Genomic DNA, 14766 nt, shown 5'->3' on the forward strand with positions numbered 1-14766 from the left:
GGATTTCGGCGCAGCGCGCCAAACACGAAGGAGAGGCCGATATGGCACTGGAACGCACATTCTCGATCATCAAACCTGATGCAACCCGCCGCAACTTGACTGGCAAGATCAACGCCAAGTTCGAAGACGCGGGCCTGCGCATCGTTGCGCAAAAGCGCATCCACATGACCAAGGAACAAGCCGGTAAGTTCTACGAAGTGCATGCCGAGCGCCCGTTCTATGACGAACTGTGCGAATTCATGTCGTCGGCTCCGGTCGTTGTTCAGGTTCTGGAAGGCGAAGGCGCCATTGCCAAGAACCGCGAAGTCATGGGCGCAACCAACCCCGCAGACGCAGCTGCTGGCACCATCCGCGCCGAGTTTGCTGAATCGGTTGGCGAAAACTCGGTCCACGGCTCAGACGCACCTGAGACCGCAGCGGTTGAGATCGCCTATTTCTTCTCGGGTATCGAATTGGTCGGCTAAGCTTTAGCCTTAGCAGAATTCAGGGCCGTTCCCGTTACCGGGGGCGGCCTTTTTCATTCGGGTTCGAGGTCCGCAGCCGAGATCCGCACGCCGATCGCATCCAGATCAGCGATGATCCGCATCTCAGGCGCGGTGCTGACACTGGCCTTGATCGCATCGAACCGTTTGCGCAGCGCCTTCTTCTCCTCGCCTTTGCAATCGTTCCATGGACGCCCCTGAAGGCCCATGACCAGCACGTAGTACCCGATGAAATGCGGGCGAGAACCCGACTGCAATAGTTTCGTGTAGGCCGCATCTGGCCCCAATTCCCGCAATCCTTGCGCCGAGTGTATCCCGGCACGCGCACAGGCCTGTTCGAAAGCGGGGCCGAGGTTGCGTATGGATGAGACGGGATCGGACATGTGAAAAGTCTTATGATACGGTGTATCCTCTGTCATCCGAATTTCACCGTGAATGCCTTCCGGTCGTGGCACCTTTGCCTGCAGGACCAAATTAAGCTTTCACGGGCAAATACCGTCATGAGGTCCTTTCGTGTCCAAGACTATGGAAATTGCTGAAAAACAAATGCTTACCTGCAAGATGTACATGCGATCCGGGCGGCTGGAGGGTTTTTGATGGGCAAAGAAAGTGCGGTGTTCTTCTTGTCAGGTCGGTTTGACGAAAAAGCTATCGAAGGGGCGCTCAAGAATCATTGGAACTTGACGATCGGCGAGTCATCAAAACGACTTTTTCACATCCTAGATTGCCATGACCAATCTCTTGTGTCCAAAGGCAAACTTTTGATTGAAACTGATGGAAAGTTGCATCTGTTTTCCTTTAAGCGACATGTGACGCAGCAGGGCAGTGGCGCCGGACAGTTCGTTCAAAATCTACCAAACGGCGCGGTCCGGTCAGGATTGGCAAAGTTTCCCACGCTTCGGGCGCTCATTCCGGTTGCGTCTGGAACTGTGAAGGTGCGCAAGTTCTCGGTTCTCGACGACTTGCGAAAGACACGTGTTCAAGGCCAGGTGGTTGATCTTGTTTCGGATCATGGACGTGCGACGATTGTGGTTTTGTGCCAAGTGAACGGGCCATCTTCAAGTTTGAAAAATATCCGTAAGTCAATTGAAAAAAACAAAAATATACGAAACGCGACTGGGGTTTTCACTGCGCTGTCTCCGGACACGCCACGTTATCAGGCCAAACCCGATATCCCCCTTGCTCGAGCACAACCCACTGTAGATGTGGCGACCAAGATTATTGGGACCTATCTGGCGGTGGCGCGCCAAAACGAAAATGGTGTGATCGCAGATTACGATACCGAGTTCCTGCATGACTACCGTGTCTCACTCCGGCGCATCCGTTCGGTACTCAGCCTGTTCAAAGGAGTGTTTTCACCTCATCAGACGAAGGGTTTGAAGAGAACGTTTTCCGATCTTATGGCCCCGACCAACCGGTTGCGCGACCTTGATGTCTATCTACTTGAGAAAAATAATTTTTACAGCATGATACCGGAAAACCTTCATGTTGGTGCCGAGATCATGTTTGCACAGTTTGAGGCAGAGCGTAAAAGGTCATGGAAAGTTCTATCTCAGAAATTCAGAAGTGTGTCCTATAACCGGTGTATGTTGGAACTGAGCAGTCAAATCACCGATCCGAAGAGTGCACAGACCGGCCCGAACGCAGATATTGCCGCTTATGACTTCGCCCGCACTATGATCTGGAAACGCTATTGCAAACTGTGCAGATTGGCGCGTCGGATTACGTCGAATTCGCCCGATGCCTTGGTCCACGACCTGAGGATCGAAGGGAAGAAACTCCGTTATTTGATGGAGTTCTTTGGTCCTTTGTTTAACCAAAAATCGTTAACAACCATTCATAAGCCGCTGAAAAAACTGCAGGATAACCTAGGTCGATTCAACGACTTCTCGGTTCAGCAACAATCGTTGCTGGAATTGGTGGATCGGCAGGTTGAAACCGAAAAGCCCGAAATCGCCCAGCTCGCTCTGTCCGCAGGCGGGCTAATCACTGTACTAAAACAACGCCAAGAGGCAGAACGCCAGCGTGTGATCGCGCATCTTCGTGGTTTGGACAGCCCCGAGATCAAACATCAGTACCGGAGGCTGTTCCACTGACAGCCTGCCAGCCCCGTTGGTTCGGTGGCAAAGCCTTTTCTCATATGAGATAGTTACTAGTGATGGGGTTGGCCATTGTTGATAGCAATGTAGGTTCATAGGCATGGGCACTGAAATCGAACGGAAATTCCTGGTTTCTGCGATTCCAGACTTGCAGCATCTGGACCGGGCCGTGATCCGCCAGGGCTATTTGACTGCGCCTGAGGATTCCACTGAACTGCGGTTGCGGCAAAAGAATGAACGCTATTTCCTGACGCTGAAGGGTTGCGGGGAACTAGTGCGCGTAGAACGCGAAACCGAAATCTCGGGCGAGCAGTTCGAAACCTTCTGGCCCGAGACCACGGAACGGCGGGTCGAGAAGGAACGTTACACTGGAACGCTGTCCGATGGGCGCGTTTTTGAGTTGGATGTTTTTCAGGGTGGCCTGACGCCGTTGCACATGGTCGAGGTTGAGTTTGAGACCGAGGCAGACGCCAATTCCTTTGTTCCGCCCGAATGGTTCGGCGCGGAAGTCACAGAGGATAAACGCTATAAGAACAAGACCTTGGCGATCAAAGGTGTGCCAGTTTGATCGTCGCTTTCAGACCGGGAGCCGCGTCCTGCGGCAGGAATTCTCCACCGTGCATATGCGCGATGGCCGATACCAGCGCCAGACCAAGTCCTGCATTGCGTTCGGTCCGGGCTGGATCGAGGGTCACAAAGGGCACTTGAAGGCGTGAAAGATCCTCGGGCGCAACGCCCGGCCCGCGATCGCGGACGCTTAGGTATGTCTCCTTACCATCATCGGTCAAAGTGATTGTGATTTCAGTATGTTCCGGTGCGTAGCGCAAAGCGTTTTCAAGCAGGTTCGACAGGGCCTGGGACAGCAGGGGTTTATGCCCGCTAAGCGGTGCGGCGGTTCCTTCAACTACCAGACGAATGTTCTCTTCTGCGGCGACGGGATCGTAAAGATCGACCACATCTCGTACCAGTTGTTCAAGTTCAACTGTTTCGAACTGTTCCCGCCCCACGCCGGCTTCGGCGCGGGAAATCTCGGTCAATTGGCCCAGAACGCGCAGTACATGGTCGATCTCGGTTGTTGCGCGGGCTACGTCGATATCGCGGTCTTGATCGGTTTTGGTGGGATCCGATAGCGCTTCGACGCGTTGCTTTAGACGGGACAGTGGGGATCGGAGGTCATGGGCGATTGAGTTGGAGGTGGTGCGCAGGTTGCTGATCAACTCTTCGATCCGGTCCAGCATCGAGTTCAGCGTGCCGGCGACCTGATCGAACTCATCCCCGGTTCCACGCATTGGCATTCGGCGAGACAGATCCCCGGAAACGATATCCTCGGCGGTGTTTGCGATGTCGGACAGGCGGGAAAAGACCAGACGCGTGAACAGCCACCCGGTCAAGATGCTGAGTGCCAGGGCAATGACCAAGACGATCCCAACGGTGCGCAAAAGGACCCGGTCAAACTGCTGCCGCGCCAGCGCGTCTCGCCCGACCAACAGGCGCTCACCGCCGGGTAGACGGATTGAGGCCGCTGAGATGGGTACAAGTTGGTCATTGTCCGCACGGCGCAGTTCCAGATCGACCCAACCGCTGCCAGCCGCGATGTCTGCTGGCCATTGCTTGAGGTTTCCCGCAAGCGTCGCCCCAAAGCGATCTGTTAGTAGGTACATCGCATCCCGCTCGGCGGCGGATGGCAGGCGGCGTTCAATCGCTGTTAGCAGCCCGATCAGCCCGCGTCGTTCATATTCATCCGCCAATCCGGTGAGTTCGGCCGATACGACCGAACGCGTCTCGCCCTCGATGCTTCGATTGGCGGTGACGTAGACCAATGCCAGAACCGTCGCGGTCAACAATGTGCTGAGCGCCATGCTGGCCAATATCAGGCGTGTGCGTGAATTATTGAACGACAGCCGTATGTTATCCATCAGATATCATGTAACCCGCACCGCGAACGGTTTCAATCAGCGGCGGCCCACCGCCTTCGTCCAGCTGACGCCGCAGCTTCGAGATATGGACATCGACGACATTCGTATTTGGGTCGAAATGATAGTCCCATACACCTTCCAGCAACATGGTGCGTGACACCACGCGGTTCTTGCGGCGCAGGAAATATTCCAAAATCTGGAATTCGCGCGGGGTCAGAGTAACTTCGTGTCCATCGCGTGTGACCTTGCGGGTCAGCAAATCCATTTCAAGATCGCGGCAGGTCAGGATGGCGCTTTCCTCGGATTCCTGCGGACGCCGCAGAAGTGCTTCAATTCGGGCATGTAACTCCTGAAAAGAAAACGGTTTTACCAGGTAATCATCCGCCCCCGAACGCAAACCTTTGACGCGTTCGTCCACCGCGCTCATGGCGGTCAGCATCAGGACCGGTGTCTTCAGCCCCGCGGCCCGCAAGGACCTGATCAGGGACAACCCGTCCAGCCCTGGCAGCATTCGGTCCAGCACAATGGCATCAAACCCGCCATCGGTGGCATGGTATAGCCCCTCGCGGCCATCAGCAGCTTGTTCGACCACGTAGCCTTCTTCGCCAAAACCTTTGGCGATGAAGTCTCGCGTATCTTGGTCATCTTCGACGATCAGCAGACGGCGGCTCATGATCGGACCTCCTTTCCAGCGGGATTTAAACACAAATTTCCGGGTAAGGCACCGGGTTTGATGGGATACGTGCCGGGTGCGTTGCGGCGCACCCGGCAGTCCCGGCAGAGAGCGGACAAGACAAACCGCCGGGTAGGCGCACGCCAGATATTCCCCATCACGTGGCGCGCGCGGGTGTCAGATCAGGCGATTTCCACCGCCACGAAGATCTGGTTTCCGGCCCGGTTGATCAGCACCAGCGCGGGATCGGTCTTTTCGCTGTCCAGCGCGGCTTTCAGCGCGTCGGGCGTGTCGGTCTCCTGACTGCCCAGTTTGACGATGACATCACCGCGCTGCAGGCCGGCTTTGGCCGCAGGGCTGTCGGGCTTGAGGTCGGTCACGATCACACCGTTGACCGAGTCGGACACACCGATCTCGGAGCGGGTGGTTTCGGTCAGCGGGGCGACGATCACACCCAGTGCGGTGCCCGAGGTCGCCTCGGCCACCGGGTCTTCAACGTCCAGTGCCGCGCTTTGGTGCTGGCCGATGGTCAGTTCAAGCTGCTGTTCGGTCCCGTCCCGCAGTACCGTCAGGGTGCTTTCGGTGCCAACCTTGGTAGTGCCTACCAGAAGCGGCAGGTCACTGCTGGAGTCCACGGCCTCGTCATTGAAGGTCAGGATGATATCGCCCTGTTGCAGGACGCCTTCGGCGGGGCTGCCATCGACCACATCCGACACCAACGCGCCGGTTGAGGTGTCGATGCCCATGGCGGCGGCAATCTCAGGGCTGACATTCTGGATCGAGACACCCAGCCATCCACGGCTGACCTGACCGTCATCGCGCAGGTCGGCGGCGATATGCTCGACGATGTTCGAGGTTACCGCAAAGCCCAGGCCCACAGATCCGCCGCTGGGCGAATAGATAGCCGAGTTCACGCCAACCACTTCGCCGTCCATGTTGAACAGCGGCCCGCCCGAGTTGCCCTTGTTGATCGCCGCATCCGTCTGGATAAACTCGGCATAGGGCCCTTGCGAGATGTTGCGCCCCTTGGCCGAGACAATCCCTGTGGTCACGGTCGAGCTAAGCCCGAACGGGTTGCCGATGGCCACCACGTCCTCGCCTACGCGGATCACGTCGCTGTCACCCAGTTCAACGGCCTGCAATCCGGCGTCGGCGTCAATCTTCAACACGGCGATGTCTGTCAACGGGTCGGTGCCGATGATTTCAGCATCGAATGTGCGGTCGTCATACAGGCGGACGGTGACGGTCGTGGCGTTATCGACAACGTGGTGATTGGTGATGATGTAGCCTGCCTCGTCCAGCACGAAACCGGATCCCAGACCTTGTGCCGGTCCGCGCTGGGGTGTGTTGAAGCCCTCGGGCGTGCCGAAACGTTTGAAGAATTCGCCAAACGGGTGGGCCTCAAAGTCAAAGTTCTGACCCTGTGCCGGTGTCGGCTTTGACTCTTGTTCCGCGATAATGGTCACAACCGAGGGTGACACGCTCTCAACCAGGTCAGCCAGGGCTTCGTCCGCATTCGAGGGCAGGGCGGTGGTGGCCAACAGCGCGGCGCTCAGAGCGCTGACGCCGATCCAGCCGGACGTGCGCGGCATGAGAAGAGAGGATTTACGGATGCTCATTTTGGTCTCCTGTTTTATCGCGCGGTTCCGTTCGCGCGTTAAGTCAGGAGGTGGCGCACCAGTCTGATCTTTTCCTGTGCCAAAGGTTAAGAAATCTTAATTTTGCCATAAAGACACGGTGGTATGACGACCGGTCGGTCATACGACTCGGGTCAACGGAGCGAATCGCGTGGCTCGAATCGTGAGATTGTCCTCTATTGCCGGTCCAATCTTCCAAAAGACGCGAATTGATTCAATTTGATGAACAAATGATCAAGCCAAGGTGGTGTTGGCTTAGGGTTCGACCATTGGTTGTGGAGATGTGTCAAAACATATTGGTGGCGCAGGTATAATCGTAGATTTTCGGTGGGTATACATGTCAAATGTGCATGTTAAACCTGCTATTTTCCTTAAATTTCAATAGCAATATACAACCTAAGAGAGAAGTCAATATTCAGAGATGTTGCTGAAAAACCATTCCGATACATCCTAAATGACCCGATCTTTCCAAATTTACGTTGTTTGCCCTCAACCAATCGGTGACGATGATCAGGCCCAAGCGAGGGGAAGCCGACGGCACTAGGGGGTGCCGAAGGTTCGTCACGATCACTGGAAGCGCTGAGCGGCATGTTAACGAGGGGGTCTTGTTTAGGTTCGGCAGCGGATAGCCGAGGTGCCTTATAGGCAGCTTTGGCCGCGCTTTCAGGGTTGATGAAAAGTGGTAGTCCTGTTTTGGGCACCGGCCCGGTCTGCAAAGACCGGGCCGTGTTTGTTTTACGGACCTGCCTTACAAGCTGTGCCGCGCCCGCCATGTCGCCCAATCTTCGGGCGTATCCAAGTCCAGCAGAGCGTTCCGATTGGGCAAGGGGTGAAGATGCACCTTGTCGGAATGCGCGCGCACAACAGTTTGCGCACCTTCATCGCCGGTCAGGCGGCGCAGCTCCTCGAACAGAGATTTGTCAAAAATAACCGGGTGACCGGGTTTTCCATCCTTAGTTGCGCCGCGCCATATCAACTTTTTCGGGTGTTCTGTAACCGAGCTGACCACACTGTTTAAATCCTCGGCCGTGATGTCGGGAAGGTCCGAAAGCAGGACCATTGCGGCTGTTGCTTCGGCCGGCAGATGGGTCATGGCACCCCGTAGGCTGGCATTCATACCTTCGGCGGCGTCCGGGATCTCGACCAGTGTCAGGTCTAGCCCGTCCAGCGCTTGATAGCGCGGATGAGGGAGCGGGGGCAGGGCGACGATCACCGGCCCAACCTGCCGGGCCGTCATGGCTGAGCGGCGCAGAAGAGGAGTATCTCCGACGTTTTGCATCAGCTTATCCGTGCCGCGCATACGGCTGGATTGCCCGGCGGCCAAAAGGATGATCGGGATGAGACTCATTTATTTAAGATGGCCGCGTTCCGCCCCGCTGTCATCCCCGCATTCGCGCGCCATCCGCATCAAAAAGTGGGGTCGAAATCATCCGCGCGCGGCGGCGTTGCCCCAGTATCTCAATCTCGACGTCCTGACCGTCTGTCGCGTGTTCGACGGGCAGGAACCCCATGGCAATCGACTTTTCCGCAAAATGGGAATAGCCGCCCGATGTGCAGAACCCGACCACCTTGCCGTTCAACCAGATCGGCTCATAGGCGTTGACGTCGGCGTCCTCGGCATCGACCTGGAATGCGACAAGCCTTCGGGAGGGGCCGTTTTGCGCTTCACGTTCGACCGCCGCACGCCCTATGAAATCGACGGGTTTTGCGAAGGATATGAACTGATCCAACCCGGTTTCAGCCGGTGTGTAGTCGGGAGAATACTCCCGCATCCATGATCCAAAGAACTTGTCCAGACGTAGGCTCATCATGGCGCGCATGCCGAAGGGTGTCAGGCCCATCGGCTCTCCGGCTTGCCACAGCGTCCACCACAGCTGCCGCTGCGCCATCGGATCACAATAGATCTCGTACCCCAGGTCACCGGTATAGCTGACGCGTTGGACGATGCAGTCGGTCATGCCCACGGTCATGCGGCGCACATCCATGAAGCGCAGCGTCGAGACATCATCGCGGGTGCAGGTGGCCAGAACATCCGCTGCCTTCGGGCCGGCGATCTGGAATCCATTCAGCCGGTCGCTGATATTTTCGATCTGCACGCCGTCTCCGCGATTTTGCAGGAACCACCGCATATGGAACGCCTGCGCCCCGTATGAAGCAGTCAGGCGGAACTCGGTCTCATCCAAGCATGAGACCGTGAAATCCCCGATCAACTTACCCTTGGGCGACAGCATCGGCGTCAGCGACAGGCGACCCGGTTGAGGGATGCGCCCGGCCAAGATCCGATCCAGCCAAGCCCGCGCATTGGGACCTGTGATGCGGTACTTACCGAAATTGTGGACTTCGTTGATGCCCACGGCAGTGCGCACAGCACGAACCTCGCGCCCGGTGGCCTTGAAGGCATCGGACCGGCGGAATGAGGGCGTCTCATAGTCTGGTTCATCGCCCTGAGCGAAGTAATTGGGGACCTCCAGCCCGTATTGCTGGCCCCAGACAGCGCCCAGATCGGTGAAGATGTCATACATCGGGGTGGTTCGGTTGGGGCGGGCGGCGGGCAGTTCTTCGTTCGGATAGGCGACGCTGAAGCGTTTTTGGTAATTCTCGATCACCTTGGGGCGGGTGTGACCTGGGCTGATCCAGTCGCCAAAGCGGGCCACGTCCATAGCAAAGACGTCGCGCTCGGGCTCGCCCTCGATCATCCATTGGGCCAGTGTAAGGCCAACGCCGCCGCCCTGGCTGAACCCGGCCATAACTCCGCAGGCTGACCAATAGTTGCGCAACCCCGGCACCGGTCCGACCAGAGGGTTCCCGTCGGGCGCAAAGGTGAACGGACCGTGGATGACCGATTTCACCCCCGCCTCGGCCAGAACCGGGAAGCGGCGATAGGCGAATTCGATACTGTCGGTGATCTTGTCGTAGTCGTCGGGCAGCAGCTCATGCCCGAACTCCCACGGCGTTCCGTCCACCGCCCAGGGCTTGCAGGGTTGTTCGTAAAAGCCGATGCACAGGCCCCGGCCTTCCTGCCGCAGGTAGCTCTCTCCAGCAGGATCCATCACATGCGGATGCTCTCCGCCTGCGTCGATGATGGCCTCGATCTGAGGCACCGCGTCAGTGACCAGATACTGATGCTCCATCGGGTGCAGCGGGAAATAGACCCCTGCCATTGCGCCGACCTCACGCGCCCATAGGCCACCTGCGTTGACCACATGTTCGGCGTGGATGGTGCCCTTGTCTGTCACCACATCCCAAGTGCCGTCGGGGCGCTGGTTGGTCTCGTGCACCATGCAATGGGTTTCGATCGCGGCCCCGCCCATCCGGGCCGCTTTGGCATAGGCGTGGGTGGTGCCAGAGGGGTCAAGATGGCCGTCCAGCGGATCATAGAGCGCACCAAGGATGCCCTCGGTATTGGTGATGGGTGCGATTTTCTTGATCTCGTCAGGGCCAACGATCTCTGTCTCTAGCCCCATGAACCGGTGCTTGGCGCGCTCGGCCAACAGCATGTCGAACCGATCCTGATTGTCGGCCAGCGTCACACCGCCCACATGGTGCAACCCGCAGGACATGCCAGTGATCTCTTCCAGTTCCTTGTAAAGGCGGATCGTGTAACCCTGCAAAGCGGCCATGTTGGTGTCGCCGTTCAGCGTGTGAAACCCGCCCGCCGCGTGCCAGGTGGACCCGCTGGTCAGCTCAGAACGTTCCAGCAGCACCACGTCTGACCAACCCAGCTTGGTCAGGTGGTATAGAACCGAACATCCGACAACACCGCCACCAATCACTGCCACCCGCGTTGTCGATTTCATGCCTGTGCCTCCGCTTTGTATCTGGCCAAAGCGTGCAAGGGCAGACCGGGGCTGACTGTTCCGTTTCCGACGCGACATGTCGCACGAGACGTTTTACAGCGGACGGATTTTCAACTCAGTGATGCGGTTACCTTCACGGGCGGTAACTTCGAACCGGAAACCGTGGAACGAGAATACCTGACCCACTATGGGGATCATCTGCGCCTCGTGGATGACCAGACCAGCCACGGTATTGGCCTCGTCGTCAGGCAGGGTCCATTCCATCGCGCGGTTCACATCCCGGATCGTCATCGCTCCTTCAACAAGGTACTGACCATCTTCGGTTCGGGTGACGGGGACGTCCTCATCAATGTCGAACTCATCGGCGATCTCGCCCACGATCTCCTCAAGAATATCTTCCAGAGTGATCAACCCCCGCAGCGAGCCATATTCGTCCACCACCAACGCAAAATGACTGTGCATCCGCAGGAATTCCCGCATTTGATCGTCCAGAGTGGTTGTTTCCGGCACGAAATACGGATCATTGGCCACCTTCGAGATATCGAAGCTTTCCAGCCGGTTGGCTTCGCTTTCACTGTCGCCGGCATGCGCGTACATGGCGCGGAACAGGTCTTTGGCATGAACGACACCCACGATGTTCTCGGGCTCGTCCCGAAAGACGGGCAGGCGGGTATGAGGGCTTTTCAGACACTGCTGCAAGATTGCCTCGGGCGCGTCGTCGGCGTCGATCATCTCGATATTCGAGCGGTGCAGCATGATTTCCTCGACTGCACGGTCCGCCAGATCCAGCGCGCCCAGAATACGATCGCGGTCTTCCTTTTCGACCACACCTTCGGAATGCCCCAGTTGCAGCGCACCGGCGATTTCCTCGCGCACGGCAAGGATGTTGCTGTCGGGGTCGATCTGAACCCCAAACAGCCGCAGAACACCCCGCACCAAAAGTCGGACGGCGGCCACGACCGGCGAAAAGACGGTCACCACTACGCTGATGATCGGAGCGACCAGCGAAGCAGCTTTCTCGGCATTGGTGATGGCATAGGTCTTGGGCAGTACTTCGGCAAAGATCAGCACCAGCAAGGTCATTACCAGCGTTGCCAGGGCTACGCCGCTTTCACCAAACAGCTTGGTGAACAGCGCCGTTGCCAGCGAGGCCGCGAGGATGTTCACGAGGTTATTGCCCAGCAGGACCGAGCCGATCAGACGTTCATTGTCATCGGTGATATCGAGCGCCTTCTGCGCCCCGCGCGAGCCTTTGTCGGCCTGCGCCCGCAGCTTTCCGCGTGACGAGGCGGTCAATGCTGTTTCGGAACCCGAGAAAAATCCTGACAGGACAAGCAAAAGCAAAATGGCGCCGGTCGTAAACCAGAATGCGCCGTCGATCATAGAAGCAGAGGGTTCCATCGGTCCTTGGTTGTTTGGGTTGTTGTCTTCGTTATGGGGGTGCGACCCCTGCGGATCAAGGGGTTAGCCCGTATCACCGGGGTCTTTCGCCAGCGGGTGATGCTCTAGCACCAACTCAGCAAGGCGTTCGTCCAGCACATGGGTGTAGATTTCCGTCGTGGCGACATCGGCGTGACCCAGCAGTGTCTGGATCGAGCGTAGGTCGGCCCCGTTTGCCAATAGGTGAGTCGCAAAAGCATGGCGCAGTGTGTGGGGCGTCACCTTTTCAGGCGATACGCCACCATGCACAGCGAGGTCTTTAATCAGGTGGAAGAACATGTGCCGGGTCAGATGCCCGGACTTGCCCCGCGACGGGAATAGGTACCGCGAACGCTGACCGCCTTTTGAGACCGCGTCGTCCTCGGCGGCGTCTCGCGTCTCAAGCCACAACGCCAACGCGTCGCGGGCCGGAGGGGAGAGGGGGACCATCCGTTCCTTGCCGCCTTTACCCAAAACCAGCAGCATTCGGGGATCGCCCCGCGCCGACGAGACCGGAAGTGACACCAGTTCGGTCACGCGCATGCCGGTGGCATAAAGCAGCTCCATCAGGCAGGTGTTGCGGATGCGGTCGGCCTTTGAGCGGCCGGTTTCGCGCGCGGCTTGCAGCAAGCGATCGACCTCGGGTACATCCAGCGTCTTGGGTAGGCGTTTCTGACGGCCTGGCCCCTTGATCTGGATTGCCGGATTGGTGTCGCGCCAACTTTCTTCAAACGCGAACCGGTATATCTGCTTGATCGCAGACAAGCGGCGGGCGCGGGTCGACTGGGACAGGCCCTGCGCGTCGCAATCGATCAGATAGCGCTCGATCAGGTCGCGGTCTGCTTCGATAAACCCCATCTTGCGGCGCTTCAGCCAGGCGGCAAAATCCTTCAGGTCATTGCCATAGGCCAAAAGGGTGTTGTTGGCTGCGCCCAACTCGGCAGCCTGCGCTTCCAGAAAGGTCGAAATCCATATCTCGGCGGAGGCAGGGGCGGCCATGATCAGGTGCCTTGCAGGATCAGCAGGTTCAGCGCAGCGCGCCGGGCGGTATCCTCAAGCCCGACGCGGCGCAGGGTGGCGATGGCAGCAGTCAGGTCCACGAGGTTGCCACGTGAGCCATGAGCAAACAGGTTCATCGCTTCCAAAATCGCCTCACCCAGCTGGCTGTTGTTTAGTAGCGTTTCGATATCTGACGGCACAGGTGCGGCCCAGGCAAAGCCTTGTGCAACCGCATCGGCTAATGGCGATGGCGAGCGCGCGCGCCCCGGATCCCCTTGGGCTAGTGCGGCCAAAAAAAGGTTCTCCTCGCCTTTGTCCGGGACGGATAGGGCGGCGCTTTCATAAAGGTCCGAGAGCAGCAGGATACGCCACCGCAAGGTCTCGGCTTCGGCATCCGTCAGGGAAACCAGCGACAGCCGGTCTGCGAAAAGTTCGGCAAACGGGACCTCAAGCCCGACGCTGCGCATTTGGGTCCAGACATCGAGAAGGGCGGGTGATATGGCCTCGGGCTTGCCGGAATCCAGCGCGGTTTCGAACCGCTGCACCGCCGCGACGCGATCCCAAACCGCACCTGAAGCGGCAGGCGAACGTTCAGTATAAAGCCCCAACAACTGGTTCGGCGTCAGCGCACCCACACGGGTCAACCGCTCGGCCGCCTCGATCTGGGCTTTCCAGCCCGCCACATCCCGCAGGTCGGCATTGGCAAAGGCCCGCGGCAATGGGGCCGAGGGCAAACGCTCGCCAATCGCCTCATAAAGGCGGAAGGTCAGCGGATCAGGGGCATCAGGTTGCGGCAGGTATTCGGCATCTTCGAACAATTCGGGGCTGAGGAAGCGATCCAGAACGGCCAAATCCTCATCGGGCAGCACTTGCAGCGCATGGGCCGCCTCAAGCGTCAGCGCTGCTGAGGCCCAGTCGCCGCGTCGCGCTTTGCAGAAAATCTGCGCCGCGTAATCCTGTGACAGGTGCGGTTGCGCGATCAGGGCGGTGCAACTGCGATCTTCGTCGCCCGTCAGCAGCGTCGCGTCAAACCAGCGCTGAAACCGGTCGCGGCTGTCGGTCGGTCCGGCCAGTTGCACAAGAGATTGCGCAGGATCGGCCGCGCCCAGTTGCATCAACCGATCCAGTCGCGCCAGCAGCAACACCTCTTGCGCGATGGGGCCGGATGGCGCACGCGCCTCGGACAGAAGCAAGGTGAACAACAGGCGCTGCATCGCCGGGTTATACCGGACGGGCACATCGGCGATCAGCTCGGTCAGCCTGCCTGGGTCGCTGTTTTTCCACATATCGACCGGGAGGCCTGTCACCGAGGACGACACCAACCCCAAGGGCGGCAACAAAGCCTCAAGCGCTGTGACCTCGACCCCCGGTTGCAGGCCGGTCTGTGACACGGGCGGTTCCAGCAAAACGGTGCCGGGCAAGTTTTCCGGAGGTTGGGTCAGCCATTCGATCGCAGACAGGGGTTCCTGCTGCGCCTGTGCGGCTCCGGTCAGGAAAAGCGCGGCAACTGCGCTCCTACTCCACATTCAGGATGACCGGTTCGCGGACTTCATCCTGCGGGGCCGAGAAATCCACCCCGAAGAATGGGCCAAGATATGCATAGCCCACCAGCCCGATGAAACACAGGCAAACCAGATATATCAGCAGTTTGATCAGACGGCCCATTGCTCAACGTCGCCTCAATTTTTTCTTTTGTCCCAGTTATAGCTGGCATTTTTCTTAAGATCACGTCATTCACGGTGAA

At 58.2% G+C, this 14766-nt stretch carries 13 protein-coding genes; 3 read left to right on the forward strand and 10 right to left on the reverse strand.

The window, feature by feature from the left end:
- Positions 1–41: 41 nt before the first annotated feature.
- Complete coding sequence (gene ndk, locus ACR0DB_RS07535) at positions 42–464, forward strand: nucleoside-diphosphate kinase (protein WP_170352964.1); 423 nt, start codon at positions 42–44, stop codon at positions 462–464.
- A 53-nt stretch (positions 465–517) separates the two neighbouring features.
- Here the strand turns inward: ndk and ACR0DB_RS07540 are convergent, their stop codons facing one another.
- Positions 518–865, reverse strand: a complete 348-nt coding sequence (locus ACR0DB_RS07540; RefSeq protein WP_480549854.1) for a TfoX/Sxy family protein — start codon at positions 863–865, stop codon at positions 518–520.
- Positions 866–1078: 213 nt separating this feature from the next.
- Between ACR0DB_RS07540 and ACR0DB_RS07545 the strand changes: the two genes are divergently transcribed.
- Both ACR0DB_RS07545 and ACR0DB_RS07550 read left to right on the forward strand, forming a co-directional pair.
- Entirely contained in the window at positions 1079–2578 is a 1500-nt protein-coding gene (locus ACR0DB_RS07545; RefSeq protein ID WP_480549856.1) for a CHAD domain-containing protein, read from the forward strand.
- Positions 2579–2681: 103 nt separating this feature from the next.
- Positions 2682–3149, forward strand: a complete 468-nt coding sequence (locus tag ACR0DB_RS07550; RefSeq protein ID WP_480549858.1) for a CYTH domain-containing protein — start codon at positions 2682–2684, stop codon at positions 3147–3149.
- Here the strand turns inward: ACR0DB_RS07550 and ACR0DB_RS07555 are convergent.
- The 9 genes from ACR0DB_RS07555 to ACR0DB_RS07595 all read right to left on the reverse strand — a co-directional run bounded on the left by ACR0DB_RS07555 (position 3130) and on the right by ACR0DB_RS07595 (position 14687).
- The gene (locus ACR0DB_RS07555; protein WP_480549860.1) at positions 3130–4497 is read right to left on the reverse strand and encodes a sensor histidine kinase; all 1368 of its coding nucleotides are present in this window, start codon (positions 4495–4497) and stop codon (positions 3130–3132) included. The genes ACR0DB_RS07550 and ACR0DB_RS07555 overlap by 20 nt on opposite strands.
- Positions 4490–5170 (reverse strand): response regulator transcription factor, encoded by a 681-nt coding sequence (locus ACR0DB_RS07560; RefSeq protein ID WP_170769525.1) that lies wholly within the window; start codon positions 5168–5170, stop codon positions 4490–4492. The genes ACR0DB_RS07555 and ACR0DB_RS07560 overlap by 8 nt, the downstream gene beginning before the upstream one ends.
- Positions 5171–5352: 182 nt before the next feature.
- Positions 5353–6789: a DegQ family serine endoprotease gene (locus ACR0DB_RS07565; protein WP_480549862.1), complete on the reverse strand. Its 1437-nt coding sequence runs from the start codon at positions 6787–6789 to the stop codon at positions 5353–5355.
- A 766-nt stretch (positions 6790–7555) separates the two neighbouring features.
- A complete protein-coding gene (locus ACR0DB_RS07570) occupies positions 7556–8155 on the reverse strand; it encodes a nucleotidyltransferase family protein (protein WP_480549864.1) in 600 nt (199 codons plus the stop codon).
- A gap of 31 nt (positions 8156–8186) precedes the next feature.
- Positions 8187–10604 carry a GcvT family protein gene (locus ACR0DB_RS07575; protein ID WP_480549866.1) on the reverse strand — a complete coding sequence of 806 codons (2418 nt, stop codon included), beginning with the start codon at positions 10602–10604 and terminating at the stop codon, positions 8187–8189.
- Between the two features lie 93 nt (positions 10605–10697).
- Positions 10698–11987: an HlyC/CorC family transporter gene (locus ACR0DB_RS07580; protein ID WP_480549867.1), complete on the reverse strand. Its 1290-nt coding sequence runs from the start codon at positions 11985–11987 to the stop codon at positions 10698–10700.
- 81 nt (positions 11988–12068) lie between these two features.
- On the reverse strand, positions 12069–13022 hold the full coding sequence (locus tag ACR0DB_RS07585; protein WP_480549869.1) for a site-specific tyrosine recombinase XerD: 954 nt from the start codon (positions 13020–13022) through the stop codon (positions 12069–12071).
- A 2-nt stretch (positions 13023–13024) separates the two neighbouring features.
- Positions 13025–14548 carry a hypothetical protein gene (locus ACR0DB_RS07590; protein WP_480549871.1) on the reverse strand — a complete coding sequence of 508 codons (1524 nt, stop codon included), beginning with the start codon at positions 14546–14548 and terminating at the stop codon, positions 13025–13027.
- Positions 14538–14687, reverse strand: a complete 150-nt coding sequence (locus tag ACR0DB_RS07595) for a hypothetical protein (RefSeq protein WP_170769532.1) — start codon at positions 14685–14687, stop codon at positions 14538–14540. The genes ACR0DB_RS07590 and ACR0DB_RS07595 overlap by 11 nt, the downstream gene beginning before the upstream one ends.
- Positions 14688–14766: the final 79 nt, after the last annotated feature.

This window comes from Ruegeria sp. AB6, assembly GCF_056542685.1.

Coding starts and splice junctions, on each gene's coding strand:
- ACR0DB_RS07595 (WP_170769532.1), bottom strand. CDS start 14,687: ATGGGCCGTCTGATCAAACTGCTGATATATCTGGTTTGCCTGTGTTTC.
- ACR0DB_RS07550 (WP_480549858.1), top strand. CDS start 2,682: ATGGGCACTGAAATCGAACGGAAATTCCTGGTTTCTGCGATTCCAGAC.
- ACR0DB_RS07560 (WP_170769525.1), bottom strand. CDS start 5,170: ATGAGCCGCCGTCTGCTGATCGTCGAAGATGACCAAGATACGCGAGAC.
- ACR0DB_RS07590 (WP_480549871.1), bottom strand. CDS start 14,548: ATGTGGAGTAGGAGCGCAGTTGCCGCGCTTTTCCTGACCGGAGCCGCA.
- ACR0DB_RS07585 (WP_480549869.1), bottom strand. CDS start 13,022: ATGGCCGCCCCTGCCTCCGCCGAGATATGGATTTCGACCTTTCTGGAA.
- ACR0DB_RS07575 (WP_480549866.1), bottom strand. CDS start 10,604: ATGAAATCGACAACGCGGGTGGCAGTGATTGGTGGCGGTGTTGTCGGA.
- ACR0DB_RS07565 (WP_480549862.1), bottom strand. CDS start 6,789: ATGAGCATCCGTAAATCCTCTCTTCTCATGCCGCGCACGTCCGGCTGG.
- ACR0DB_RS07555 (WP_480549860.1), bottom strand. CDS start 4,497: ATGGATAACATACGGCTGTCGTTCAATAATTCACGCACACGCCTGATA.
- ACR0DB_RS07540 (WP_480549854.1), bottom strand. CDS start 865: ATGTCCGATCCCGTCTCATCCATACGCAACCTCGGCCCCGCTTTCGAA.
- ACR0DB_RS07580 (WP_480549867.1), bottom strand. CDS start 11,987: ATGATCGACGGCGCATTCTGGTTTACGACCGGCGCCATTTTGCTTTTG.
- ndk (WP_170352964.1), top strand. CDS start 42: ATGGCACTGGAACGCACATTCTCGATCATCAAACCTGATGCAACCCGC.
- ACR0DB_RS07545 (WP_480549856.1), top strand. CDS start 1,079: ATGGGCAAAGAAAGTGCGGTGTTCTTCTTGTCAGGTCGGTTTGACGAA.
- ACR0DB_RS07570 (WP_480549864.1), bottom strand. CDS start 8,155: ATGAGTCTCATCCCGATCATCCTTTTGGCCGCCGGGCAATCCAGCCGT.